21 protein-coding genes are annotated in these 23,707 nt (G+C 67.1%); 9 read left to right on the top strand and 12 right to left on the bottom strand.

Going from position 1 to position 23,707, the window contains the following annotated elements; all coding sequences use genetic code 11:
* Positions 1-3: 3 nt before the first annotated feature.
* The gene (locus ACFTE1_RS18320; protein WP_380623710.1) at positions 4-1,353 is read right to left on the bottom strand and encodes a hypothetical protein; all 1,350 of its coding nucleotides are present in this window, start codon (positions 1,351-1,353) and stop codon (positions 4-6) included.
* 562 nt (positions 1,354-1,915) lie between these two features.
* Between ACFTE1_RS18320 and ACFTE1_RS18315 the strand changes: the two genes are divergently transcribed.
* Both ACFTE1_RS18315 and ACFTE1_RS18310 read left to right on the top strand, forming a co-directional pair.
* Positions 1,916-4,693 carry an AfsR/SARP family transcriptional regulator gene (locus ACFTE1_RS18315; protein ID WP_380623712.1) on the top strand — a complete coding sequence of 926 codons (2,778 nt, stop codon included), beginning with the start codon at positions 1,916-1,918 and terminating at the stop codon, positions 4,691-4,693.
* Positions 4,694-4,871: 178 nt separating this feature from the next.
* Positions 4,872-6,077, top strand: a complete 1,206-nt coding sequence (locus ACFTE1_RS18310; RefSeq protein ID WP_380623714.1) for a phytase — start codon at positions 4,872-4,874, stop codon at positions 6,075-6,077.
* A gap of 67 nt (positions 6,078-6,144) precedes the next feature.
* On the opposite strand, the gene ACFTE1_RS18305 is transcribed toward ACFTE1_RS18310, so the two are convergent.
* Positions 6,145-7,257, bottom strand: a complete 1,113-nt coding sequence (locus ACFTE1_RS18305) for a S8 family peptidase (RefSeq protein ID WP_380623716.1) — start codon at positions 7,255-7,257, stop codon at positions 6,145-6,147.
* Positions 7,258-7,515: 258 nt separating this feature from the next.
* Between ACFTE1_RS18305 and ACFTE1_RS18300 the strand changes: the two genes are divergently transcribed.
* Positions 7,516-8,280, top strand: a complete 765-nt coding sequence (locus tag ACFTE1_RS18300; RefSeq protein ID WP_380623718.1) for an MBL fold metallo-hydrolase — start codon at positions 7,516-7,518, stop codon at positions 8,278-8,280.
* Between the two features lie 9 nt (positions 8,281-8,289).
* Here the strand turns inward: ACFTE1_RS18300 and ACFTE1_RS18295 are convergent, their stop codons facing one another.
* Positions 8,290-9,450, bottom strand: a complete 1,161-nt coding sequence (locus ACFTE1_RS18295; RefSeq protein WP_380623720.1) for an erythromycin esterase family protein — start codon at positions 9,448-9,450, stop codon at positions 8,290-8,292.
* 360 nt (positions 9,451-9,810) lie between these two features.
* Positions 9,811-10,146, bottom strand: a complete 336-nt coding sequence (locus ACFTE1_RS18290) for an ArsR/SmtB family transcription factor (RefSeq protein ID WP_380623723.1) — start codon at positions 10,144-10,146, stop codon at positions 9,811-9,813.
* A 166-nt stretch (positions 10,147-10,312) separates the two neighbouring features.
* Here ACFTE1_RS18290 and ACFTE1_RS18285 point away from each other — a divergent pair, with 166 nt between their 5' ends.
* Together ACFTE1_RS18285 and ACFTE1_RS18280 are read left to right on the top strand one after the other, a co-directional pair.
* Positions 10,313-11,185 (top strand): dioxygenase family protein, encoded by an 873-nt coding sequence (locus ACFTE1_RS18285; RefSeq protein ID WP_380623725.1) that lies wholly within the window; start codon positions 10,313-10,315, stop codon positions 11,183-11,185.
* A 159-nt stretch (positions 11,186-11,344) separates the two neighbouring features.
* A complete protein-coding gene (locus tag ACFTE1_RS18280; protein WP_380623727.1) occupies positions 11,345-12,565 on the top strand; it encodes an MFS transporter in 1,221 nt (406 codons plus the stop codon).
* 294 nt (positions 12,566-12,859) lie between these two features.
* Here the strand turns inward: ACFTE1_RS18280 and ACFTE1_RS18275 are convergent, their stop codons facing one another.
* Positions 12,860-13,354 (bottom strand): GNAT family N-acetyltransferase, encoded by a 495-nt coding sequence (locus ACFTE1_RS18275; RefSeq protein WP_380623729.1) that lies wholly within the window; start codon positions 13,352-13,354, stop codon positions 12,860-12,862.
* Positions 13,355-13,461: 107 nt separating this feature from the next.
* Positions 13,462-14,415 carry a hypothetical protein gene (locus tag ACFTE1_RS18270; RefSeq protein ID WP_380623732.1) on the bottom strand — a complete coding sequence of 318 codons (954 nt, stop codon included), beginning with the start codon at positions 14,413-14,415 and terminating at the stop codon, positions 13,462-13,464.
* Positions 14,416-14,999: 584 nt separating this feature from the next.
* Here ACFTE1_RS18270 and ACFTE1_RS18265 point away from each other — a divergent pair.
* Together ACFTE1_RS18265 and ACFTE1_RS18260 are read left to right on the top strand one after the other, a co-directional pair.
* Positions 15,000-16,856: an HNH endonuclease signature motif containing protein gene (locus ACFTE1_RS18265; RefSeq protein WP_380623734.1), complete on the top strand. Its 1,857-nt coding sequence runs from the start codon at positions 15,000-15,002 to the stop codon at positions 16,854-16,856.
* A gap of 88 nt (positions 16,857-16,944) precedes the next feature.
* The gene (locus tag ACFTE1_RS18260) at positions 16,945-17,157 is read left to right on the top strand and encodes a hypothetical protein (RefSeq protein WP_380623736.1); all 213 of its coding nucleotides are present in this window, start codon (positions 16,945-16,947) and stop codon (positions 17,155-17,157) included.
* Positions 17,158-17,232: 75 nt separating this feature from the next.
* Here the strand turns inward: ACFTE1_RS18260 and ACFTE1_RS18255 are convergent, their stop codons facing one another.
* The 3 genes from ACFTE1_RS18255 to ACFTE1_RS18245 form a co-directional block, all read right to left on the bottom strand.
* Positions 17,233-17,523 carry a hypothetical protein gene (locus tag ACFTE1_RS18255; protein ID WP_380623738.1) on the bottom strand — a complete coding sequence of 97 codons (291 nt, stop codon included), beginning with the start codon at positions 17,521-17,523 and terminating at the stop codon, positions 17,233-17,235.
* Between the two features lie 198 nt (positions 17,524-17,721).
* Positions 17,722-18,105: a DoxX family protein gene (locus tag ACFTE1_RS18250; protein WP_380623740.1), complete on the bottom strand. Its 384-nt coding sequence runs from the start codon at positions 18,103-18,105 to the stop codon at positions 17,722-17,724.
* A gap of 155 nt (positions 18,106-18,260) precedes the next feature.
* Positions 18,261-18,716: a carboxymuconolactone decarboxylase family protein gene (locus tag ACFTE1_RS18245; RefSeq protein ID WP_380623742.1), complete on the bottom strand. Its 456-nt coding sequence runs from the start codon at positions 18,714-18,716 to the stop codon at positions 18,261-18,263.
* 76 nt (positions 18,717-18,792) lie between these two features.
* On the opposite strand from ACFTE1_RS18245, the gene ACFTE1_RS18240 reads away from it, so the two are divergent.
* Both ACFTE1_RS18240 and ACFTE1_RS18235 read left to right on the top strand, forming a co-directional pair.
* On the top strand, positions 18,793-19,677 hold the full coding sequence (locus ACFTE1_RS18240; protein ID WP_380623744.1) for a sigma-70 family RNA polymerase sigma factor: 885 nt from the start codon (positions 18,793-18,795) through the stop codon (positions 19,675-19,677).
* A 391-nt stretch (positions 19,678-20,068) separates the two neighbouring features.
* Positions 20,069-20,902: an MOSC domain-containing protein gene (locus ACFTE1_RS18235; RefSeq protein WP_380623746.1), complete on the top strand. Its 834-nt coding sequence runs from the start codon at positions 20,069-20,071 to the stop codon at positions 20,900-20,902.
* A 17-nt stretch (positions 20,903-20,919) separates the two neighbouring features.
* Here ACFTE1_RS18235 and ACFTE1_RS18230 read toward each other — a convergent pair whose 3' ends face one another.
* The 3 genes from ACFTE1_RS18230 to ACFTE1_RS18220 form a co-directional block, all read right to left on the bottom strand.
* Positions 20,920-21,717 carry a hypothetical protein gene (locus ACFTE1_RS18230; protein ID WP_380623748.1) on the bottom strand — a complete coding sequence of 266 codons (798 nt, stop codon included), beginning with the start codon at positions 21,715-21,717 and terminating at the stop codon, positions 20,920-20,922.
* Positions 21,718-22,013: 296 nt separating this feature from the next.
* The gene (locus ACFTE1_RS18225; protein WP_380623750.1) at positions 22,014-23,144 is read right to left on the bottom strand and encodes a hypothetical protein; all 1,131 of its coding nucleotides are present in this window, start codon (positions 23,142-23,144) and stop codon (positions 22,014-22,016) included.
* Positions 23,122-23,502: a hypothetical protein gene (locus tag ACFTE1_RS18220; protein ID WP_380623752.1), complete on the bottom strand. Its 381-nt coding sequence runs from the start codon at positions 23,500-23,502 to the stop codon at positions 23,122-23,124. The genes ACFTE1_RS18225 and ACFTE1_RS18220 overlap by 23 nt, the downstream gene beginning before the upstream one ends.
* Between the last annotated feature and the right edge of the window lie 205 nt (positions 23,503-23,707).

Below are 23,707 nucleotides of genomic sequence, written 5' to 3'. Positions count from 1 at the left end.
TTCCTAGGCTATGCCGAGAAGCCCGGTTATCTCGGTCGACAACGCCTCCACGCTAGCGCGGGCGCGCTCGCGCGCGACGGGGAGGTCGGGAACGGGTTCCTCGCGCACCTCCAGCCGGACCGACAGCGAAGGCCCGCATTCGAACGCCGCCGAGAATCCGGGGCCCGTCAGGCGCATCCCGTCCCCGGCCGACCGGGTGACCGGCGCGTCGAGAAGCTTGTCGCACTTGGCGATCCGGCGCAGGTACATGTCGCACTCCGACGGCGGCACGTCGAACTCCACATGAGAGGTGAGGTGGACGCCGTGCTCGGCGGCCAGCTCGTCCAGCCGGTCGAGAACGGTGCGCAGCTGGGCGGCCATGCCCGCGGCCACCTCCGTCAGCACCAGGGCGGCGGCCAGCCCGTCCGGGGACGACCCGAACGCGTTGTGCCGCAGGCGCGGCCCGGTGGCGAAACGGTACACCGGGGCGTCGCCCGTGGAGAAGCCCCGGATGAGGCCGTGGTCGGAGACGTAGGACCCCTCCCGCTCCTTGCGCCGCCAGTGGTCGGCCAGCAGCAGGGCGAGATCGGCCGGAGAGAGCTCCCGCCACTCCTCGTCGTCCCGGACGCTCGCGGTGCACGACGACCCGTCCGGCGCCAGGTCCAGCAGGAGCTCGGCGTCAGCGGCCTCGGTGAAGGGCCCGAAACCCGCCTCCTCCAGCGCCGAGGCTAGGAGCGGCGACGACGAGTGGAAGGGGATGATCTTCGGGTCGTACGGGTCCACGAGCCGCACTTGCGAGGCCAGGTACTCCTCCGGCTCGGGCTCGGACACCCGGGGGACCGGGCCCTGTGGGATCTCGGTGAGCGGGCCCAGGTTCTGCACCGAGAGCGACAGGCTCCGCAGGGAAGGGCCGTTCACCACCCGCACCCCCGAAACGGACGGGTCGTCCAGGCCCCCGGTGATCAGGACCGCCACGGCGTCCCTCGCCCGGGCCTCGTGCGAAACATAGGGAGAGGTGACAGGGTGGCCGAAAAGGACCGCCCGCGCGCCCGCCCCGGTCAGCGTCCGGGCCGCCTCCAGTGCCAGGTCGAAGCCGCGCGGCCGGTCGTCATAGCCGACCAGGACGAGATCGTCCTCCGACAGCTCCTTGGCCAGCGCCGCCGCCGTCGCCCTGACAGTGGCCAGATTGATGCCGTTGGGGCCGGCGCGCAGCGGCCCGTGGAAGCAGTGCGGAGCGGCAAAACGGTCCCGCAGCTCGGCGGCGCTCGCGGGAAGCCGGTCCAGAAGGCGATAGAGCTCCTCACGGCCCCCGGGATCGGGGTCGTCGGTGATCCAGGTGAAGATGGCGGTTCGCAGGCCTGCTATATCGTCCATGCACCGATCTTTCCACAAGAGAACCCTCCGTGTGGGCCCGTTGGAAGGAGACGGGACGGCTCACAGGGCACCGCCCGCGAAGGGCCGGAGCGGGACCGGACCGGCTGGACGGGGTAGCCGTCCGCGGAGTCTCGGCCAGGGGCGAGCGGGCCGTCCGTGGGACACGGCGTCCAGCATCTCGGGGTTCGGGTCTCGGTCAGGGACGCGCGGGCCGCCCCTCGCCGCCCGCGGACCGGTCGCCACAGGCCTGGTCTCCACGAACCCCGCCGCCCGCGCACCGGTCGCCACGAGCCTGTCCGCGGCCCTCGGCGGCGGGTCCGAGCCGTCATTATACGGCCGTACGCCCTCGTGACGCGTTTATGACGGATTTGTGAAACCGCGCCCTAGGGTAGACCCTGCATTCGCCCGAAAGGTTCAACTCCCCCTTTCAGGCCCGTGGAGCGGCGTGGCCGCCCACGGGCCTGTCACCCCCTGGGGTTGAGCCGACTGTGAGCGCTCCCTATATTGAGAAAGTACGACACTTTGTCAAGGGGGCGATTCCACTGTGCGACTGCATGTGCGCATGCTCGGAACATTTGCGGCCACAGTGGATGGCAAGGAAGTCCCCCTGTCGGGGCGCCAAGAACCGACAGTGCTCGCCTACCTGGCCGTACACCGCGGACGCCCCGTAGCGCACTACCGCCTCTCCGAACTCCTCTGGCCCGGAGAACAGCCCGAGACGGTCGCACGCCAGATCTCGAACCTCATGTCCCGCCTCAAGGGCAAGCTCAAGAAGGCCGGATTCGAGGCGCTGTCCAACCGCAACCGCACCTCCACCCTCACCGACGTCGACACCGACGTCGAAACCGCGGACCACTACGCGCTGAAGGCCAAGCGCGCCTCCAGGGAAGGCGACTCCGACGGCGTCGCCGACCAGGCCGGCCGCTTCCTCGACACGGTCCCCGACCACCCCCTCGAAGCCTTCGACGGAGAAGAGTTCCGCGCCGAGTCCCAACGGCTCCAAGGACTCGCCGAAGAGATGCGCTACCTCGTCGCCGCCGCCCTGGGCGCCAAGGCCCGCTGGCGCGAGGCCCAGACCGTCACCTCCCGGCTCATCGAGTCGAACCCTTACTCCGGCAAGGCCGTCCGCCTCCACATGAAGGCCCTCCACTTCGGAGGGGACAAGGCCCGGGCCCTGGCGGTCTTCGACGGCCACCGCGAACGCCTAGCCGAGGAGATGGGCGTCGACCCCGACCCCGAGACCCGCGAACTCCACACCGCCGTCCTCCGCGAGGAACTGCCCCCCGAAGGCGAACCGGAACAGGCCGTCCCCGTCCCCCGGGAGCTCCCCGCCAAACACCACGGCTTCGTCGGCCGCGACGGAGAACTGGAACAGCTGGAGGAAGTCCTCACCCACCACCACGGCCACGCCCGCGTGGCCCTCCTCAACGGCCCCGGCGGCATGGGCAAGTCCGCGCTCGCCGTCGAGGCCGCCCACCGCATCGCCTCCGCCTTCCCCGACGGAGAACTGTACATAGACCTGCGCGGCCACACCCCCGGAATGGAGCCTCTGGACACCACCGAGGCCCTGCAGCGGCTCATCCGGTCGCTGGGCGGCACCGTCTCCGAGAACGAGGCCCTGGAGGAGACGGCCGCGCGGTTCCGGACGGCGGTGGGGGACAAGGCCGTCCTCCTGGTGCTGGACAACGCCTCCGACACCGAGCAGATCCGCCACCTCCTGCCGGGCAGCGAACGCTGCGCCGTCCTCGTCACCAGCCGCCGACCCCTCGCCATCCTCGACGCCTGCTGCTCGATCACACTGCAGCCCATGGATTCCGGCGTGTCCCGGCGCCTCCTGGAGAGCATCCTCGCCTCCTCCCGCGCCGCCGACTTCGGCCACCTCGTCGGCCGCGTCGAGGAGGCCTGCTCCGGAATGCCGCTGGCACTGGGCATCGCGGGGGCCAAGTGCCGCAGCCTGAGCGCTCGCGGCATGGCCCGGCTGGCGGCGAAGCTGGAGTCGGAGCGCCAGCGGCTCTCGGCTCTCGAACTGGGCGACCTGGCCGTGCGCGCGTCGGTGGCCGCGGGACTGGACGAGCTGTGGGACCAGTACGGCGGCGAGTCGACGACGGTGCGCACCATGATGTGGGCGGGCCTCTTCCCCGGCAACGACTTCTCCGCCGAGCCGGTGGCGGCCATGGCCGGATCGGACGAGGAGGAGGTCGAGGACGCCCTGGAAGAGTTGCGCGAGGCGCAGCTGGTCGAGGAGTTCCGCGACCGGTGGCGCCTGCACGACCTGGTCCGCCTCGTCGTCCGCGAGGAGGCCGAGAAGCGCCTCGGGGAGGACGCGATCGCCGCGGGCTACGAGCGGCTGCGCGAGCGCTACGAGACGGTCCTGGAGGACGCCGTCCGCCTCGAGTACCCCTCGACCTGGCTGCTGGACGTGAAGAAGGACGGCGCGAACGCTTTCGCGGACGAGACGGAGGCCCGCGAGTACCTCGTCGGCGAGATCGACAACATGGTGGCGCTCCTCGACTCCCGGCAGATGCGCGACATGCCCGCGGAGTCCGCGGTCCGCTTCGCGCGCCTGGCCTTGCGGGCGACGTACCCGATCCACCGCGAGGACCTCGGCGTCTCGATCGCGTCGGGCGCCGCCGAGCGCCTGGCCGAGATCGAGGAGCCCCGCAGCCGGTACGACGTGCTCAACGGCCTGGCCGTGGCGTTGAAGAACCGCGACGACTTCGCCGGGGCCGCCGAGGCCATGCTCAGCGCCATCCCCTGCGTCCGGGAGGACGGCAGCGCCCGCATGCGCACGCACTTCCTGGTGCGCATGGCGATGTTCCACTACAAGCTCGACGACGTCGTGAAGACGGAGATCCTCCTGCGCCTGGCCGAGCCCGTGGCCGAGAGGGAGGGCATGACCCAGGCCTTCGGCACCATCCTGCAACTGGGGTCGCGGGTGAGCGAGGCCCGCGGCCTGACGGACGAGGCGGTGCGCCGGGCCCGGTCGTACCTGCGGTTGAGCGAGGAGTCCGGGCACGACCGGCGGACGGCCCTGGCCAAGAACAACCTCGCCTACCGCCTGGTCCGCGCCGGCCAGGCGGGGGAGGCCTGGGAGCTGTTCTCCGAGACCGACGAGTTCTACCGCGCTCTCGGCAAGCCCGGACAGCTGGACTACGCCGAAGTCCTCTGGGGGATGGGGGAGTGCCGTGCGGCGGAGGGGATGAGGCCCGAGGCGCGGGAGCACAAGGAGGCGGCCGTGTCGATCCTCTTCGAGGCGGGCAAGATGACCGACCGCGAGTACCGGGCCTTCCACGAGGACGAGGACCCGGCGATCCCCGCCTACCTCTCCAAGCTGGTCTGACGGGAGGCATGGGTCCGGGGCGCGCCGCCGGCGTGAGCCGGGGAGTTGCGCGCCGGTGTGAGCTGCGAGCGTGCATGGCGGCCCTGAGTGAGGAGTGTTCGTCCCGGATTCACCGTGGATTCACGGCATGCCGACATACTGAGGTGCGTCATATCCCATGTGCCAGAAGGAGTTGCATATGATGCGCCCAGTCATGGCGGCCTGCGCCTGCGCCGTCGTCCTCGCCCCGGCCGCCGCCGGGGCAGCGGAGTCCGGGCCGATGGACCCGTTCCACCTGGAGGCCTCGGCCGCGGCGGAGACGTCCCCGGTCTTCGAGGCCGACGGGGCCGACGCCGACGACCCGGCCGTGTGGGTCCACCCCGAGGACTCCTCCCGCTCCGTCGTCTACGGGACGGCCAAGGAGGGAGGCCTCTACGCCTACGGACTGGACGGTTCGGAGCTTCAGCACCTCCCGGCCGGAGAAGGTGGCCGCTACAACAACGTCGCGGTGGTGACCGGATTCGAGCTGGACGACCGCGAGGTCGACCTGGCCGTCGCCTCCGACCGCGGCCGGGACACGGTGGCGGTCTGGGAGATCGACCGCGAGACCGGCCTGCTCACCGACGTGTCCGCCCCGGGCCTCGACTGGGTCTTCTCGGACAGCGCCGAAGAGGTCGCCGAGCGGCACACCGCCTACGGGCTCACCGCCTGGAGCGACGACGGAGACGCCTACGTCCTCGTCACACAAGCCGACGAGACCGCCGTGGCCCTGCTCGAACTGGACGACGAGGACGGACGCGTCTCCTACGAGCACGAGGCCGAGCTGTCGCTGCCCGACGAGTTCACCCTCCCCGACGGGACGGAGTGGAGCCCCTGCACCGACCCCGGCGAGTACGCCCACGCCGAGGGCCTGGCCGTGGACGAGTCCGGCGAGACCGCTTACATCGCACAGGAAGCGGTCGGAATCTGGGAGGTCCCCGCCGACCTGGACGAAGAGCCGGAGCTGCTCGACACGGTGGCCGAGTTCGGCGTCCCGGCCGAGTACGATCCGGTCGAGGACGACTGTGTCGCGGGTGAGGACCCCGGTTTCGGCGGCGAGCACCTCTCGGCCGACGTCGAGGGCCTGGCCGTGGCCGGAGACGAGCTCTTCGCCTCCAGCCAGGGCAATGACGTCTTCGCCGTCTACGGCCTCGACTCCGGTGAGTTCGAGCGGTCGTTCGCGATCGTCGACGGCGAGGCCGCCGACGGCGCGCAGCACACCGACGGCCTGACCGTGGCCGCCGGGCCCGTGGGGCCGTTCCGCGAGGGCCTCCTGGTCGTCCAGGACGGCGACAACACTCCCGAGGGGACGGACGAGTCGAGCACGAACTTCAAGTTCGTGCCGCTGCAGAAGGTGCTCGGCTGATCGCGGTCTCGGGCCTGCTCCGGGGAGCCGGCCCGAGTTCCGGGGCCGGCCCGAGAGACGGAACCGGTCAGGCGCAGGTGTCGACGCGGGTGTAGAGGAACCGGTCAGGACCCTGCGGGTTCTGCACGGCCCCGGCCGTCGCGTTGTCGACGATCCAGTCGTGGACCTCGCCGGCCGTCTTCTCCGGGTGGCACGACAGGTAGATCGCCACGGCGCCAGCCGCGTGCGGGGCGGCGAAGGACGTGCCGCTGACGGTGTTGACACCGTCGCCCCACGGTACCGTGATGCCCACGGCCGGGGCGAAGAGGTCCACGCAGTCGCCCCAGTTGGCGAAGCTCGCGCGCCGGTCGGCGGTGTCGGTGCCGGACACGGTGATCGCCTCCGGGATGTTCGCGGGGGTGTAGCCGCAGGCGTCGGCGTTGGAGCCGCCGGCCGCGACCGTGTAGGAGACGCCCGAGGCGATCGAGTTCTGAACGGCCTCGGTCAGGGCCGTGTGCCCGGCCGGGCCGCCCAGGCTCAGGTTGGCGACCGAGGGCCCGTCGGCGTTCTCGGTGATCCACTCGACGGCCGCGATGACTCCGGCGAGCGTGCCGGCGCCGTTGCAGTCCAGGGCCCGTACGGGAACGATCGTGGCCGCCTTGGCGACGCCGAACTCCTCTCCGGCGATGACGCCCGCGACGGCGGTCCCGTGCCCGTTGCAGTCCTCGGTGCCGTCGCCGTCACCGATGAAGTCTGCTCCGGGCGCGACCCGGCCCCCGAACGTGGGGTGCACGGCGTTGACGCCGGTGTCGAGCACGTAGGCGTCGACGCCCTCTCCGTCGCCGTCCCAGACGTACTCGTCGTCCAGGATCGGCCCGCGCTGGTCGACTCGGTCGAGGTTCCACGGGGGCGAGGGTTGGGATCCGCTGCCCTCCAGCATTATCGGCCGGTCGGGCTCGACCGCGGCCACGCGGGGGTCGTCGGCCAGGCGGGCGGCCTCGGCGGGGCTCAGCTCGGCGTAGTAGCCGTCGATGATCGTGTAGGGGCGGATGTCCTCAGCCCCGTGGGAGGTCGGGTCCATGGCCGCGCCGTCCTCGAGGCTGACGATGTAGCCTCCGGACTCGGCAGCGGAGGCCGGGGCCGCGAGGGCGGCGGCGACTCCCAGCGCGCCCAGGGCGGTGAACAGTCTGGTCTTCTTCATGGCGGGGTCCCGTCCTTTCGATCGGCGATCCCCGGCGGGGTCCTACGCCGGGAGGCGCCCCAGAGTATAGGTGATCATCGATGAATTGGGGACCCCTTGCCGGGGTGGACGAACCAGAGTTGTTCGGCGAATGGGCGGCTCGGTGGCGGTTGCAGGCCCTTGACCAGAGGACTCGATCGCGACTGCGACCCCCTCAGCCGGCGCCGAAGCTCAGGCAAATTCCTTGCCGAATTTCGCTCCAGGCCGCAGCATTGGGACATGCCAGACCACGAATCCGCCCTCGCCCTCACCGTCCTCGGCACCGCCACACCGTTCCCGGCGCCCGACGATCCCTGCTCCGGATACCTGTTGAGCCACAGGGACACCCGCATCTGGGTGGACGCCGGAAGCGGCACACTCGGCGAACTGCAGCGCCACACGACACTGGAAGACCTGGACGCCATCTGGATCTCGCACCTCCACGTCGACCACTGCGCCGACCTGGCGACCCTGGTCTACGGCCTGCTGTTCTCCAATATCAGCCGCGACCCGATCCCGTTGTACGGCCCGCCGGGGACCATGGAGAGGCTCAGGCACTTTCTGACGAACAAAGAGACGCCCGCCCCAGTGGAAAAGGCCTACGAGTTCCACGAGCTGCACGACGGCCACCGGACGCGGATCGGCGAGGTCACGCTGACGACGAGGAGCGTCGAGCACGACATGCCCGCCTTCGGGCTCCACGCCGAGGCGGACGGGATGTCGCTGGTCTACTCGGGCGACACGGTCCCCTGCGACGCGTTCACCGAGCTCGCGTCGGAGTGCGACCTGCTGTTGTGCGTGGCGGACGGCTACGTGAACACGGACCTGCTGTACAGCCCTGTGCAGGCCGGGGAGACGGCGAGGCGGGTGCGCGCCGGCAGACTCGTGCTCACCCACGTTGGCAGGTTCATCACCAAGGAAGAGGCGGTCGCCGACGCCGCGAAGGCGTTCAGCGGGCCGGTCGAGGCCGCTCGGACCGGCCGGACCTATCTGCCAGGGCGGTAGTCCGCCCCGCTATCGGACGAACTCCGTTTCGCTGATCTCCGGAACGAAGGTCAGGAAGTCCGCCGTCTCCTTCAGCGACCGGACTTCCACACGGTGCGCGGCGTCCTCGGCCGGATCGTAGACACCGGCGATGATCCTGACCTTGGCGGTGCGATCGGCCCACCCGCCATCGGGAGCGAACCGGAGGTCCAAGGCCAGACCGTCGGTGCCGGCGTCCAGCAAACCCCTCTCCGCGTAGTCCGCCGGAGGCACAGGGATCCTCATGCCGCCGCGGATCGTGCCGTGCCCGAACGCCATGAGAACCGACAGGTAGCCGCCGCCGAAACACTCGCGCAGGCGGCTTCCCGCGCTTCGGAAGTACGCGTCGGGCTTCACCGCGGTCTCCATGGCGGTCATGACGCCCGTCAGCGCCACGCCGTCCAGATAGACGATCTTCTCGCCGCTCTGCTCCCGATAGCCGATGACGCGCTCGGCGACGGACCGCGACAGCTCGTGAAAGTCGAAGGACGCGGCCACCGAAGTCTCGTGATAAGCGAGAATGAGGCCCGCCGTGTCCAGGACGGGGTTCCTCCCGCTCGGCGTCGGCAGGGCTTCCAGGAGTTCCACCGCCTCCCTCGCCCGGTCGGCGAACGGCCGTCCCGGATGGGTCCCGTGGTGAATCTGCAAGTGCTCGGCTGTGTCGTGTGCGGTGCGAATGACACCGTAGAGTTCCTCCAACCGGCCCGCGACGACCGGATCCGAGTCCCGCGCGAAATCGAGGACCTCGTCGTAGTGGCGCGGTTCGGCGGTGGCCGGTCTGTTGCCTTTGACGCGCACGGGATCTTCGGGCCGCCCGTCGTTGAAGGCGCGGATCCAGACCAAGAGGTCCTCCACGGACCGGCTCTGGTTGGGCTTCCATGCGGACTTGACCACGTCGCGGACGTCGTTCCGCCTTCCCCCGGCGAAGTCGTCCATCCGGCCGGCGACCCCCGCGTCGTCCGGGACGACGAGTATCCGATAGCCGGCCTCTAGCACGAGCCGCTGAAAGAGGACGTTCCTCTGCCGGTCAATCTCGGCCGCCTCGCGGGTCGTCTCTCCGATTCCGATCACGGAGGCTTCCCTTGCGGCCATCACGATGTCGTCGGTGTCGCCCAGCGGGCGCGCGTTCTCCTCGATCCAGGTCCGGTCCATGTCAGTCTCCTCAAGCCGGTCTACGGGTTGTGCCCCTTAGAAGGTTAGGAACGAGACGACTGGGACGGCATCCGTCGATCGACCGGAATCCGGCGAGCGGCGTGTCGTTCGGTCGAAAGCCACCTTGGCGAAGAAGGCGTCGCGGCGCGACGGTTCCGCCGGGAAGGGCTTTCTCCGTCTCCGCCGGTGAGGACTGAATCGGACCGCTCCGTCCCAGGCCCTGGCCGAACCGCACTGCGGGCGGTCGGGAGCAGGAGGCTCCCGCTTTCGCCGAGTCCGGCGCTCGCGCGCTGTACGACTCCTAGACCGGCTCGGAGGGCTCCCCGGTTGGCCAACGTCCAGCCTAGACCGGCACCCCTCCTAGACGGGCTCGGAGGGCTCCCACTCCTCGACGAGGCCCAGCAGGCCCGGGAAGCGGGCGTCGAGGTCCTCGACCCGGACGCTGTTGCGCCGCTCCAGCCCGATCTGGCGCTGCCGGATGACACCGGCCTCGCGCAGCACTTTGAAGTGGTGCGAACGGGTGGACTTCGGCCGGTCGACGGCGAACCAGCCGCACGGCTTCTCCTCGCCTCCGGCGTCCAGGTGGTAGGCGCGCACGATGCTGAGCCGGAGCGGGTCGCTCAGGGCGCCCAGCACCTTCTCCAGGCGCATCTCCTCTCGGGAGGGCTCGGGCAGGATGCCGTCTCGGGGTGCCATGGTCGGGCCTCTTCTCGATGGGTCCTCAGTTCGAAAATAATCGTACTAGGCGTTCGCAGGGGCGGCGAATCCGCGGTTTACATAGATAATTCTCACTGTATTCATGGCGGGCGCATAGGAACCGCTCGCACCATGAGGGGGACTGCCTGAGAGGGGAGAAAACGCGATGACCGATCGCGATACGCCTGCTTATGAGGGCCGCGCCTACCACCGGCCCGATGAGAACCTGTTCGACCAGGGACTGTCCTTCGGCCTCAAGACCCTGGTGAGCCGCCGGAGAATGCTCGGCCTCGCCGGCGCGGGGGCCGTCGCCGCCGCAGGTCTCGCCGTCCACGGCACCGGCGCCGCCGCCTCGCCGTCGGCGAGCCCGCCGGGCACGCGGGTGCCCGAGGAGATACCCGAGGAGATGGCCGGGCCCTATCCCGGCGACGGGTCGAACGGCCCAGACATTCTCGAACGAAGCGGTGTCGTGCGAAGTGACGTCCGGTCCAGCGTCCAAGGCGGCGGAGTCGCCCGGGGCGTGCCCATGACGATCGAGATGACCGTCTACGACATGGCCGCGGGGAACGCCCGGTTCGAGGGAGCAGCGGTCTACATCTGGATGTGCGACAAGGACGGCGGGTACTCCATGTACACGAGGGGCCTCGAGCACGAGACCTACCTGCGCGGAGTCCAGATCGCCGACGCCGACGGGACCGTGGCCTTCACGGCCGTCTTCCCCGGCTGCTACCCGGGGCGCTGGCCCCATGTCCACTTCGAGGTCTTCCCCGACGCCGCCTCGATCGTCGACGTCGACAACGTCATCGCCACGTCGCAGATGGCCCTCCCGGAAGACGTCTGCCGGACAGTCTACCGGCAGCCCGGCTATGAGAGGTCCGCGTGGACCTTCCCGTACGTCTCGCTGGAGACGGACATGGTCTTCCGGGACGACGGCGCGGCGCACCAGATGGCGGCGGTCAACGGAGATCCCTACGGCGGGTACGCCGCCACGCTGCCGGTGGGTGTGGACACCGGGACGCCGCCCGGCCATCCCGGATAGTTGGTCCGATACGGGAGGCTGCCCGATGGGGGAGATTGCCCGACGGGGGAGGTGGACCGACGAGTCCGAGGCGGCCACCAGTTCGAAAAAATTCGTACAACGTGCTAGTGTTCGACAGTCGAAGCATTGCGAATTTTTTCGAACTAGAGAGGTCCTTCCATGGCCGTCTCCCCCGCCGTCGCCGAGAATCCCCCGGCGACAGCCCCCACCGCATGGATCTGGGCCGCCGCATGGCCCATCGCCGCCGTCTTCATGCTCGCCAACGCCGCCACGCCCCTCTACACCGTCTGGCAGGCAGAACTGGGCTTCACCGACGGGACGCTCACCGCCGTCTTCGTCGCCTACATGCTGGGCATGGCACTGTCGCTCCTCGTCTCGGGCATCGCGTCCGATCGGCTGGGGCGCAAGAAAGTACTGGTGCCGGCATTGATACTGGCACTGGTCGCCGACGCGGCCTTCGCCTTCGCCCACTCGGTGACGGCCCTGATCGTCGCGCGGATCCTGGCGGGAATCGCCAGCGGGGCCGTGGTCTCCGCCGGCGCCGCAGCCGTCACGGACATCGCCGGGCCCTCCCGGAAAAGGCTCGGGGCCCTCGTCGGCGCCATCGGAATCGCCGTGGGCACCGGTCTGGGGCCGCTCATGGGAGGAGTCGTCTCCGAGACCCTCCCGGGGCCGACGACCGGAGTGTTCGTCATCGAAGCGGGACTCCTCGCCACCGCGATGGCCGTGTTGATCGCGCTCCCTCTGCGAAACCAGGGTGGAAGCACGGAGACGAAATGGGTACGCGTGCCCCGGGTCCCGGCCAACGCAAGGCGCAGCCTGCTGCTCGCCGTGGCCGTCGTCGGACCCGGACTGACGACGACGTCATTCGTGCTGTCGCTGGAGCCCTCGCTGCTGGCCGAGGTCCTGGGAACGGACAACCGGATCGTGGGCGGAGCCATCGCGGTCATCGCCTTCACGGCCGCCACCGTCGCACAGTTGACGCTGAAGCAGGTCCGGGTGCGGGTCCTGTTGCTCATCTCTGCGTCGAGCACCGTGGCATGCATGGGAGTCGTGGCGGCCGCCGTCCAGGCTCAGACCGTGGTCCTGTTCGTCCTGGCGGCGATCCTGGCCGGAACGGCGTACGGGCCGGGCATGCTCGGCGGACTGGCGTTGATGAACCGGGACGTGCCCGGAGCGAGGTTGGCGGAGGCCAACGCGGCGTTGAATATCAGCGCCTATTCCGTGGCCGGAGTGCTCTCGCTCGTTGTTGGATTCCTCAGCGACGCGATGGGGTTGAGCGGGGCCGTGGCGGTGTTCGCCGCCCTGCTCATGGCTTTGGCGGTCATGGCGGGTCTGAGCGTGCAGATGCACAGGGCGCATCCCGCCATGGCCGATTGAAGGAGCGCGGACGCTTGCGACCGCGGCGGCAAGGAGTCGGGTTTTGATGGTCGGGTGTCGGGTGTCGGGTGTAGCGTACCGGGACTCGGGCGTTGAGAGTCGGTGACTGGTGACTGGTGACTGGTGACTGGTGACTGGTGACTGGTGACTGGCAACTGGCAACTGGCAACTGGGATTCGGGACTCGGGCGTAGAGCGCCGGGAGCTGGGCGCTGAAAACCGGGAGCTGGGACTAGAACGCCGAAGGTAGCGGGGTGACGAGTGCGAGGACGCGCTCGCGACCCCGCTGCCAGTGTCATTTCAATCGGAGCTCCATCAGCACATCGGCACGAGCGTAGTAGTCCTCGACCGGGAGCGCGTCACGGCTGACGCGGGTGAACCCCGCTTCCTCGTAGAGGTGCACGGCCGGAGCCAAGGCGGAGTTCGTCCCGAGAAAGACTCGGACGGCGCCCAGCTCGCGTGCTCTCCGCACAGCGGCGGCGACCAGGTCCCGACCGATGCCCCGTCCCTGAGCGACGGGGCTCACGCCCATCTTCGACAGTTCGAAAACGCCGCTCGGGTAGGGGATCAGCGCGACACAGCCGACGGTGGCTCCGCCGAGACGGGCCATCAGGACGTCTCCGCCGTGGGCGATGACGCGCCCGCGGGGGTCGTCGAGTAGCTTTCGGTCCGCTTCGATCAGCGTGAAGAACTTCGTTATCCACTCTTCGTTGATGGATCGGAAGGCTTCGGCGTCCTCATCGGAGCTGAGCGAGTCAATGGAGAGTTCGGCATCGGGTGGAGTCGTCATTGATCCATAGTGCGTCACCGGCCGCGACCGTGTTCTGAAGTCGCGTCCTGAAGAAGAGGAACTTCACGTGCGGAAGGCAGACGGTAGGGGACCGGGATCGGCCATGTTCAGGACCGTTCGTCGACGCACTTGAAATCGCCTGGGGCCTTGCACAGTACGACGCCGAGCGTCGCCGAGTTCTGCCATGAGAGGGACATGACGTCAGTGCCCGTGTAGTAGTAGTCCTTTCCGAGCATGAGCCAGGTGTCCTGAGGCGAGATCGGACCAGTCAATTCCACTCCCTTCTCATTGCGCTCGGGTCCACCGGACACCCAGTCCACGGGAGCGCAGCGGTTGACGTAGAAGGGGATTTTGGGACTCGTCCAGGCCGGGGCGAGCCGGTGGAGCGTGAGCGGCATGTAGGACAGACTGTCGCAGTCTCCGGAACGGGCTGCCTGGAACATCGGAGAGCGCAGGTGCGACCAGGTCCGGCCGTCCGGATCATCGGCGAGACCGGTGAGGCCTATGCTGTCGACGTCGACTCTGTCCTGAACGTTCGGCGTCCAGTTCACCTGACGGACGGCGTTGATGTACTCGCCGCCGGTCTTGCGGTCGTGGCCGTACACCTGCTGTGCGCATAGTTCCCCGGTCTGGCGCTCACCGGCGAACGGAGTTGGAAATTCGAGGTAGGCGCACACGGTAGTCATGGTTTCGGGTAGGACGTCATAGCGGAACTCAATGTCATGCCTCATTCGATAGGCGTTCTCGCTGACCGTGATGTCGAGGCCCGTCGGCTCGATGCCGTCCTGCCAGCGGAGCGTCACCTGTCCTCCCAGGTCCGGCGCGTCGAACTGTGCCTCATGGCTGGCCGCATCGAGATCGGGGCGCACTTTCCAGGCGAAATCCGGCCGGTGGTCCTGGAACGCGTCGGACACCTCAGCGCGGAGCCGGATCTCCTTCGCGGCGACCGACCAGGTCTCCACCTCGTCCTGATTTAGGAGGTGCGGGATGGTGAACGCTGCGACCACGGCTATGGCGGTCAACGGAACGAGGAGGTATTTCTGCAAGGGGGAGAGGTGCATGCGGCCATGGTAGGCGTATGGGCGGTCGAGGATCGAAGAGAGCTCTCGACCGGGACCTGGATCGTGGGAACCTGGCCTATAGCGTTGTGCGAGAGCGTATTCTGCCGACCCGTGTGGTCTATCCAATTTGAATTCGGGTGCGACTTCCCGATGGGGCTTGTTCGAATCAGCGACAAGGGTATCGATGAGATCCCGCTGGGTTTGCGGCGCAGCCTTTCGCGGAGGGATTTAATTCGACAATTCGGGTGTTCCCGGCAACGATGATGGCATTAGTCACCAGGAAATACATCTTGTATTCCAAAAGTTAAATGAGTACTTGTAGTTCTGTCGGCTAAATGACCGAATAATCCATCATATACGTCGAAATGACGGTTCCATTATGTCAGTGGAGCGTTCTAAGATGTAGGCATATCGAATGAGTGCATGCTGTTGGAAAGGGGGTGAAGAGATTGGCTCACAACGTGATTCATAGGGACGGAGGATCTCCCTGTGACGAGCGTTCGGGCACGGATTCGCCGCGCCCCACGGTCGTTGGGTCCGGGGCGCCCCGCATGGAGGCGGCACAACGGCGCGCAGTCGACGACGTGACCCTCCAGCTGAAGCGCAATGCACGCTCGCAGCGATTGCTGGAGGTGCAGGCGTTGAAAATAGTCCTGACCGCGTCGCGGAAGGACGTCCCGGTGATGAACGACGGAATCCGCGCCTTGCGTGAATGGTTGGCGGGCTTCGATCTCCACCCCGCAGTCGCGCACAACATTGCCACGATCGTTACCCGAGCCCCCAAGTATCCGCTGTTGGTGAAGGCCGCAGTGGAGGGCGAGGCTGGGATTTGCGCGGTGGCACGGGCCATCACCACGATCGAGTCCGGCGGCAACGCACTGCGGCATCGTATCCGCGCCCCGTTCCGCGAGGGGCCGGTCATTTCTCCCTACGATGGCGATCAGGCCTGTGAGACCCCTGAAGAGTTGATCCTCGAACACTGCAGATATGCGGGCGTCGCCGAACTGTCCGATCATCTGCGCCATGTCAAGACCACGTTGGTCGATGAGCTTGCCGCGGCCGAGAACCAGTCGCAGAAGGCACTGCAGTACGTGAATCTCAACCCCGCCGAGGGGGACATGTTCTATCTGGAGGGCCGTTTGGACTGGGAGACGGGCACCCTCATGGGCAAGCTGTTCCGCACCGCGATAGCTCCTCCCCGCCAGGATGACGTGGACGCCGACCGCGTGCTGCCGGCACAAGCCTACCGCAATGCCGAAGCGCTGCACCAGGCCATAGCGTCGTACGCGTCCAAGTCGGATGCCAAGCGCCGTCACGGGCACACCGCGCAGTTGAACTTGACGGCGGATCTTGCGACGATGCGGATGGGCGGTCCCGAGAGCAGCCAGAAGTACGATCGGCCGATACGGCTTGAGGGGAAGCCGATCGCTCTGTCCCATGCTCGCCGCCTGGCCTGCGAAGCGGCTGTTCTTCCGGTCGTATTCGACTATGGGACGGGCGAAGTCGTGGAATTGGGTCGTAGGAGACGGCTGCCCAACGAAGCTTTGAGAACGAAACTGGAGCTCGAGCAACCGAGCGGATGTGCCTGGCCTGGATGTACTATCCCGGTTGAATGGCTGGAGTGCCACCATATTCGGCACTGGATCGACGGCGGTCCCACGGACTCCGCGAACTCCGCCCTGTTGTGCCGCTTCCACCATGGCCGGATACATACCGGCCGGTGGGAGATCGCGAAGACCGGTCCCGGCCGATTCCGAATCCGGCAGGCGGCGACCGGTCACGATCTCCATGCGAAGCGCTGGGTCGATCCTCCGGCTCGGCGGCGCAGAAAGCACCGTACTCCGATCAGGCTGAAGGCCGAGGAGACGATTCGCGAGTATGATGCGCTTCCGGTCGACCTTCTGCCGGAAGAGATCGCACCGAGCCTGCGTTCGGAGATCGCTTTGGCGATTGAGGAGACCGAACGCCGCCGCAGTGACCGCGAGTTGCGGGTTCTGCGTGAGCGCATTAGCCGACGCAAGGCAGAGCAGCCTGTTATTGAGCATGAGCATGAGCATGAGCATGAGCATGAGCATGAGCATGAGCATGAGCATGAGCATGAGCATGAGCATGAGCATGAGCACGGCCAACCTGGGCACAGTGGTTTCGTGGAGTCCGATCCAGGAAAAGGCGGTTGTAAGGACTTCGGTTGTAAGGACAGTAGTTCCGGGAATATTCGTGCCGAAATCGGTGGGCCGGAGATCGGTGGCTCGGAGGGCACCGGTGCTGCTCGTGGGCTCAGGGACGAGCCGACCGCGAGTGGTAGAGGCAGATTCGGGGGCGGACGAGCAGACATTGACGTTACCGGCGCCACAGGACGACCGCGAAGGCAAAGGATCGTTCGCCGGTCGGCTGCAAGGGAGTCGCGAACCGGACGGCAGAGGGGCCGATCGCCCGGGTGATCGGATTGAACTGGCTCGTGTAAAGAGCCAGGCCAGTCACACAATGCCTTCCGGAATGAATGGTTCGCTTCCGGCCGGAGGTAGTACCTTGCTGGTGCTGGTGCTGGTGCTGGTGCTGGTGCTGGTGCTGGTGCTGGTGCTGGTGCTGGTGCTGGTGCTGGTGCTGGTGCTGGTGCTGGTGCTGGTGCTGGTGCGCTCTCTCCATGGGCAGAATCCCTCCTGTTCTAGGGTGGGATGGTCTGATGCGTGCTTCGGAGATCTCATGTGGGCTCCCAATGTGAGCTCCGGATGTAACTTGTGAACACGGCTTTCGGGCGGGACCTCCGGCTGCGGTCTCCCGCAGTCGACTGGGCGCCTTATATCGAGGCCGGTGCCCTTACTCTGCCTCTGGAGTTTCCGACGGTCCCAGATCCTTCTCCAGGCGCACCGCTTGGATCTGCAGGATCCGCCCGAGCCCCTCCATGAGTCCCGCACCGATGAGGATGATGACGAACAGCGTGAACGCCCCGGCCCCTCTACCGCCGAACAGGGCGAACACTAGGACGGCGATCCCAATGACAATGACTATGGAACGCGCGTCGCACAAGTCGCTTCCGGTCTTTGCAGCACGGGCCACGAGTTCCCTACGATCGTCGTCGCCGAACGGGGGCTTGAACTTCTTCGCCATGCGCAACTGCCTTTCGGGGGATCGGGCGTGTCTTGCTCCCGTCAGCGTACCGAACCCCTCGGAACTTCGAGCTAGGCCGCATCCCGAAGGTCTCCCCTGAGCCACGTGTCTCCGAGACACCGAAACCCGAGGTGCGCAGTGCCAGGAGTGATGAACATGGTCGAGCCGTCCGAAACGGCCTCGGTTCCTTCCTCCTGATCAGCCGATGAACGATTCGGGGCCGAATCGGCCCCAGGCGACGAAGACGGCCATTGCCATGTAGATCAGATCGGGCGCCATGGTTCCCCTCTCGCCACGACGGAAGCGCATGGCCGCCGCGCAGGCGAACAGCAGGGCAACGCATGAGGCGGTAACGGGGACCAGCACCGGCGCGATGTCGAGTACGGCCGGCAGGATCAGACCCCCGACGGCCAGCAGTTCGAGAGCGCCGATGATCCTGAGGGACCTGGGGCTGAAGTCCATGACCCATTCCGCGGCCTTCCCCTTGGAGGCGATCGTCTCCCTGGGCACGAACATTTTGGAGGTGCTGACCAGAAGCACCGTGGCCAGCAGTCCGGTGACTATCCATAGAGCGAGGTTCACGAGATGTTCCTTTCGATACGGGGCGTTGACGTGGTGTGTGATCACCGACGGCATGAGTTCGGATCAGCAGCGGTCGACAAGAGCGACCGCGGTTGAACCGTTCGGCGGTGCGGAGGCCGAGCCGTCCGCACCACCGAACGAAGACCTCTATGGCGTCACAGGGCTTGACCTGCGGGCAGTCGGATGGGGACGTTGAGCCGATTGGCCAGATTGGTCATTCCGATCATCAAGAGGATCGCGGACAGCTGCTCCTCGTTGAAATTGCCGGCGGCCGCGTCCCAGACTTCGTCGGAGACGGAATCGGGCCGGTCGGCGATCCGGGTGGCGGACTCGGTGAGCGCCAGGGCGGCGCGTTCGGCCTCGGTGAACAGCGGCGACTCGCGCCAGACCGCGACGGAGTGGAGCCGCTCGTCGGACTCGCCGTTCTTCTTCGCCTTCTGGACGCCGAAGTCGACGCATGCGGCGCATCCGTTGATCTGGCTGGCGCGCATGTGGACCAGCTCGAGCGTGCTCTCCGGCACGTCGGTGGAGTTGATGACCTTGACCAGACCGTTGACGGCGCTCTGGGTCTCGGGCAGGACGAAGGCCGGGTGCTTCATACGAGGTTCCATGGTTAAATATCTCCGTGTTCCGTGTTGGGTTCGAGCTTTCACTTCTATGACGGACGGCGACGGAGGAACCAGACAGATGGCCGAAGAAAAAGATTTCACCACGCGATTCGAAGAGCACCGGGGCCGCATGCGAGCGGTGGCCTACCGGATGCTGGGCTCCCTGAGCGAAGCCGACGACGCCGTGCAGGAGGCCTGGTTGAAGGCCTCCCGGGCTGACACTGGAAACGTGGAGAACCCGGCCGGGTGGCTGACGACGGTGATAGGCCGCGTGTGCCTGGACATGCTGCGGTCCCGCAAGTCGAGGCGGGAGGACTTCACCGACGGCCAGGGTTCCGAACCGGCGGTGCGACTGCTCCGCCGCGCCGACCCCGAAGAGGAGGCGCTGTTGGCCGACTCGGTTGGCCTGGCCCTCCTGGTGGTCTTGGACGCTCTGTCCCCGGCCGAGCGGCTGGCCTTCGTGCTGCACGACATGTTCTCGGTGCCCTTCACCGAGATCGCACCTATCGTGGAGCGCACCCCGGAGACCACACAGAGGCTCGCAAGCCGGGCCCGGCGGCGGGTGCGGGGGCGAACGAGTGTGGACGACGGCGATCGCATGAAGCGCTACCAGGCTGTGGACGCGTTCCTGCGGGCGGCGAGAGACGGCGAGTTCGAAGCGCTGCTGTCATTGTTGGACCCGAACGCGACGTATCGTCCGGACGAGACGGCCTTCCGCATCGGCGGCGTCGGGGAGGTCAGCGGCGCCAGGAACCTCGCGGAGCTGCTCTCCGGTCAGGCCGATCCTGCGCGTCCGGTGTTCTTGGACGGCGAGGTCGGCGTGGTCGTGGCGCCGCGCGGCAAGCTGTTGGCCGTGTGGAGGCTCGTCTTCGACGGAGGTCTCATCACCGAGATCAACGCGGTGGCCGGACGGGAAGAGCTGGCGGAGGCCGAACTGGCGGTGCCCGATCGAGAAAATGGGTGACCGGCCGTTCGGCGTAGGGACCGACCTGCTTCAGGTGCCCAGTGCGTGGCGGTGAACGACGACCGTTCGGGTTCCGGGGGCATGCCGATCCCGCGCCCTGGCGGCAGAGGTTGAAGGCCCGGGTCCCCTCCCATTCGGGGGAGGCGACCCGGGCCACGACAGGCGCGGTCGTCGCTCCCTGTGCACCTCAGGCGATCAGCACTGTGCGGTCCGATCGCGACACGTGGGCTTCGCCGCGGCAATTGGGAGAATGACCAGTGAAGTCCTAAATAGACTATTTTGGACGGTCACAGCGGCAAGGGCGCGCTGCGGAGACAGCGGGCGATCAAGAGTCGGACGCAGGTCGGCGAGGATGGGCTCGGGGCCGGCTTCGCGGCACTAGAATCAGGGTATGAACGACGTCGGCTATATATCCCAACTGCGCCGCTACCCGGTCAAGTCCCTCCTCGGCGAACGAGTGCGAACGGCGCGCGTCGACGAGTCCGGCGTCCAGGGCGACCGCCGCCTGGCGCTGCTGGACCGCGAGACGGGAAAGGTCGTCAGCGCCAAGCAACCCCGCCTCTGGCGGGAGGCCCTGCTGATCCGGGCCCGCGACGAGGACGGCGTGGTATTCGTCGAACTCCCCGACGGCGCCAAGTTTCGCCTCGACGACCCCGGCTCCGAAAGACTCCTCTCCGACCACCTCGGCCGCGACGTCGCCGTCATTCGCACGCCCCCTTCAGAGGCGACCATCGACCGCGCCGACCCGGACGAGGTTCTGGCCCAGGGCGTCACCGCGAAGGTCGACGCTCTGGTGTCCCATCTCGGGGCGGCCGCGCCGGCCGGCACCTTCTTCGACTTCGCGCCGCTCCACCTGTTCACCTCGGCGACGCTCGACCACCTGAAAGCCGAAGCGGGACTGAACGAAGCGGACGTCATCCGATACCGCCCCAATCTCGTCATCCAGGGAGACCTGGAGCCGTACGGAGAGAACTCCTGGGCGGGCCGCAGGATCGTGATAGGCGACGTCCGCCTGCGCGTCATCGCACGGACGCCGCGCTGCTCGGTGCCGACCCTCGACCACGGCGGATTGGGACGGAACACCGGTGCGCTGCGCTCGCCGGCCCGGGAGAACCGGGTCGAGCCGCTGGACGGAATGGACCCCGAACCTTGCGCCGGAGTGTACGCGCAGGTCGAGGTCGGCGGCGAGATGAGCGAAGGGACGCCCGTCTCACTGGGCGGATGACGCGGGCCGTTTGACATTCAGCCCGCGATCCCGGAAATGAACCTTCCGAGATCGAAGTGCTCGCGGACGCGCTCGGCGGCGGTCTCCGCCATCTGGGTCGTGCCCGGGCTGCGGGTGAACTTCCTTCCCAAGTCGGTGACGAACAGGCCCCTGTGGACGAACCAGTCGCGCTCGAACAGGATCCGGTCGGCGCCGTCCGCGGCCACTAGGCGCTCTGCGAACTCCGGGGCGTCGGTGAAGACCGTGGGCCCGTAGTCGGCGTTCGGTTTTACCGGCTCGAGGAATCGCTTCACCTTGCCCTCCAGGCTCTTCCCCATGGTCTGCAGCACCTTGGGGGCCTTGGACTCCCTCTCCGGCGGTTCGTACTTCCGCCCGTGGACCATGGCGTAGTCGTGCCACTCGGCGAACCAGGGGCTGGGGATCCCCTTCATCTCGTGGGTCTCGAAGTGGGCGCAGCGAACCAGGCCGGGCAGAGGCGTGGGGAGCGTGCTCATGATCAACCGCGTCTGGTTCCCGGCGACCTCTACATGGCAGGTCTGGAACGGGACGCCGTCGAGAACGGCCGAGTACCACTGCAGGAACATGAATTTCGGGTCGAAGTCCGCCAGGTGCGCGCCGAAGAGCCCCGCCTCGGGGTACTTCTTCAACTTCCGCGCCTTCAACCGGTGCACCGGCTTGGTTCCAAGCTCCTTGGCCAGGTTCTCCCAGCCGCCTCCGGGCTCGGGCATATCGCCCGTCGCGATGTCCACGGCGGCGTCGGCCATCATGCCGGCGCCCCGACCGGTCGTCTTCGTCATCTTCCTGTAGGTGTACATTGCGCTCCCACGTGGGTCATGATCGTACTTTGAACTGCCATATAAGTAGTCGCTTGCGGACACTCTCGGGAGCGGTTCCCGAGTCCTGGCCCTAGCCGGGACCTCCGGCGGTATCGAGGAGCGTCGGCCCGGGAGGTGTCAGGTGAGGACCGCCGGCCGCCGAAGGCGGCGCCGTACGATCGGTCCGTTCCGGCGCCCCGGCCCTTCGGGTTCTCCCTGCTTCTGCGCGCTCCGCTCCCCGCCTCGCCGGTCCCGCACCTGGCACCGGGCCTACCGCGATGCGATAGAAGGGCGACCTAGAGTTTGGTGATTCCCAGGGACATGTCGGGGATGTTGATCATCTCTGCGATATAGGGCCCGAAAATCTGCATCAACTCCTGGACCATCTGGATGAGGTCCATGAACTTCTGGAAGATTCGGATCGCCTCCTGCACCGCCTGGATGGCGTCGAAGACCAGTGCGGCGATCTTCACGACGACCATGGCGACGATGGCGGGGGTCGTGGCTCCGAATGTCGCGATGGCAGAGGCGACCGAGGGGAGGATCGACTTGATGACCCAGGAGACGCCCTGGGCGATGAGGTCTTCCACGTAGCCGCGAATCGCCTTAGCGACTGTGGCGGCCATGCTGAGAATCCCATTGAGAACGGCTGTGAGGTATCCCATTCCGGAGACGAGGAGGCTCATCTCCAGGACTCTGGCACGCGCGTTCTCGGCGGCTTGACCGTCCCAGTCGGAGAGTTCGGCGTCCACGATGCTCTGTATGTGGTCCGCGATCGGGTCCATGGCGTCGCCGGCCTGCTTCCACATCTCGGCGGACGTCTTCATCCGACTCTCATTGCCGGTGACTACTCCGAGGACGTCCTCGAGCGGCTGGAAGGTCGAGATGAGGAAGTCCACCAGGGTGCCGACGAGGAACTGGAGCGGATCGAAACCGAGGTTCTTGAGCCCCCACTTCTTGAGCGCCCCGTTGCTCTGCTGGTCCGCGTCGATCACATCGGTCTTGATTTTTCCGTAGGTGTTCTTGATGCCGTCCCAGTCGAGCTTGAAGTCGGCCGTGTACCGGCCCGAGCGAGCTTGGTCCCGCAACTGGTTGGACGCGTTGTAGAACTCCTCGCCCTTCTGGAAATAGTTATTGACGGAGTCGCCGGCCTTGTTTCTGAGCCAGCCGTTCTCGTCGCCCTTGATGAGAGAGCCGGCGTCGAACTTGTCGTTGACGAAGCCCTTGGTGTAGTTCATCAGGGCGGAGTTGACGAAGCCCCCGGGGCGGTTGGGCGTAAATCCCTGCTGGTCGAGTACGTACAGCGCGCCATCGTCCGCGTGGACGTTGTCGCCCTGCCAGTCCTCTCCGAACCCCCCTTGCTGCGGGAGGTTCTCGGAGTTCTGGAAGTCGATCATCTGGCTGTCAGTAGTCTGATCCCGGTCCATAAGGGTCTTTCTTCTGGTTCGATGAGGTGAATTTGTCGACGGAGCCTTCGGCTTCGACGAGCAGGCCGGCGAACTTCTCTCCGACGATGGAGTCGATATCGGTGTAGTTCCCGGACGTGCCGTCCAGTCGGCCTGCCAGTCCTTCGATGCCCTGCCCGACTTCTTCCATGAGCGTGCGCCAGCCTTCGGCGGCGAGGAAATACGGGCCCGCGAACATCAGACCGGGAAGGCCCCACATCCACCAGTCGGGGTCGGCCTCCTCGGAGTACTGGGAAGCGCTCTCGGTGTAATCGATCGCCTCCCGCAGTTTCGCCGCGGCGGCATCGAGCTTTTCGGGGTCGGCGTTGAATCCGGTCATGGCGCGATCTCCTGATCGGGGAATGGGTCGGTTCCGCACACAACCATAGAATATTCGCGCAAGCGGTCTGGCGGAGAGCCCGAAGGGAAAGGGGGAGACGGGTTCGTCACCCGGCGCGGTGATGGCGAAACGGCGCTGAGGGCCGTCGCACGCGGTCTCGGCCCCATGGGGCCGAGACCGCGCGGATTCCTCTCCGATGTTTCCG

Source organism: Salininema proteolyticum (assembly GCF_042685645.1).
In the GTDB taxonomy this organism is placed as follows: Bacteria; Actinomycetota; Actinomycetes; order Mycobacteriales; family Micromonosporaceae; genus Salininema; species Salininema proteolyticum.
This window is presented reverse-complemented; position numbering and strand designations above follow the sequence as displayed.

What these genes read in the sequence shown, in the direction of transcription:
- ACFTE1_RS18320 (WP_380623710.1), bottom strand. Translation starts at nt 1,353, where the DNA reads ATGGACGATATAGCAGGCCTGCGAACCGCCATCTTCACCTGGATCACC.
- ACFTE1_RS18315 (WP_380623712.1), top strand. Translation starts at nt 1,916, where the DNA reads ATGCTCGGAACATTTGCGGCCACAGTGGATGGCAAGGAAGTCCCCCTG.
- ACFTE1_RS18310 (WP_380623714.1), top strand. Translation starts at nt 4,872, where the DNA reads ATGATGCGCCCAGTCATGGCGGCCTGCGCCTGCGCCGTCGTCCTCGCC.
- ACFTE1_RS18305 (WP_380623716.1), bottom strand. Translation starts at nt 7,257, where the DNA reads ATGAAGAAGACCAGACTGTTCACCGCCCTGGGCGCGCTGGGAGTCGCC.
- ACFTE1_RS18300 (WP_380623718.1), top strand. Translation starts at nt 7,516, where the DNA reads ATGCCAGACCACGAATCCGCCCTCGCCCTCACCGTCCTCGGCACCGCC.
- ACFTE1_RS18295 (WP_380623720.1), bottom strand. Translation starts at nt 9,450, where the DNA reads ATGGACCGGACCTGGATCGAGGAGAACGCGCGCCCGCTGGGCGACACC.
- ACFTE1_RS18290 (WP_380623723.1), bottom strand. Translation starts at nt 10,146, where the DNA reads ATGGCACCCCGAGACGGCATCCTGCCCGAGCCCTCCCGAGAGGAGATG.
- ACFTE1_RS18285 (WP_380623725.1), top strand. Translation starts at nt 10,313, where the DNA reads ATGACCGATCGCGATACGCCTGCTTATGAGGGCCGCGCCTACCACCGG.
- ACFTE1_RS18280 (WP_380623727.1), top strand. Translation starts at nt 11,345, where the DNA reads ATGGCCGTCTCCCCCGCCGTCGCCGAGAATCCCCCGGCGACAGCCCCC.
- ACFTE1_RS18275 (WP_380623729.1), bottom strand. Translation starts at nt 13,354, where the DNA reads ATGACGACTCCACCCGATGCCGAACTCTCCATTGACTCGCTCAGCTCC.
- ACFTE1_RS18270 (WP_380623732.1), bottom strand. Translation starts at nt 14,415, where the DNA reads ATGCACCTCTCCCCCTTGCAGAAATACCTCCTCGTTCCGTTGACCGCC.
- ACFTE1_RS18255 (WP_380623738.1), bottom strand. Translation starts at nt 17,523, where the DNA reads ATGGCGAAGAAGTTCAAGCCCCCGTTCGGCGACGACGATCGTAGGGAA.
- ACFTE1_RS18245 (WP_380623742.1), bottom strand. Translation starts at nt 18,716, where the DNA reads ATGGAACCTCGTATGAAGCACCCGGCCTTCGTCCTGCCCGAGACCCAG.
- ACFTE1_RS18240 (WP_380623744.1), top strand. Translation starts at nt 18,793, where the DNA reads ATGGCCGAAGAAAAAGATTTCACCACGCGATTCGAAGAGCACCGGGGC.
- ACFTE1_RS18235 (WP_380623746.1), top strand. Translation starts at nt 20,069, where the DNA reads ATGAACGACGTCGGCTATATATCCCAACTGCGCCGCTACCCGGTCAAG.
- ACFTE1_RS18230 (WP_380623748.1), bottom strand. Translation starts at nt 21,717, where the DNA reads ATGTACACCTACAGGAAGATGACGAAGACGACCGGTCGGGGCGCCGGC.
- ACFTE1_RS18225 (WP_380623750.1), bottom strand. Translation starts at nt 23,144, where the DNA reads ATGGACCGGGATCAGACTACTGACAGCCAGATGATCGACTTCCAGAAC.
- ACFTE1_RS18220 (WP_380623752.1), bottom strand. Translation starts at nt 23,502, where the DNA reads ATGACCGGATTCAACGCCGACCCCGAAAAGCTCGATGCCGCCGCGGCG.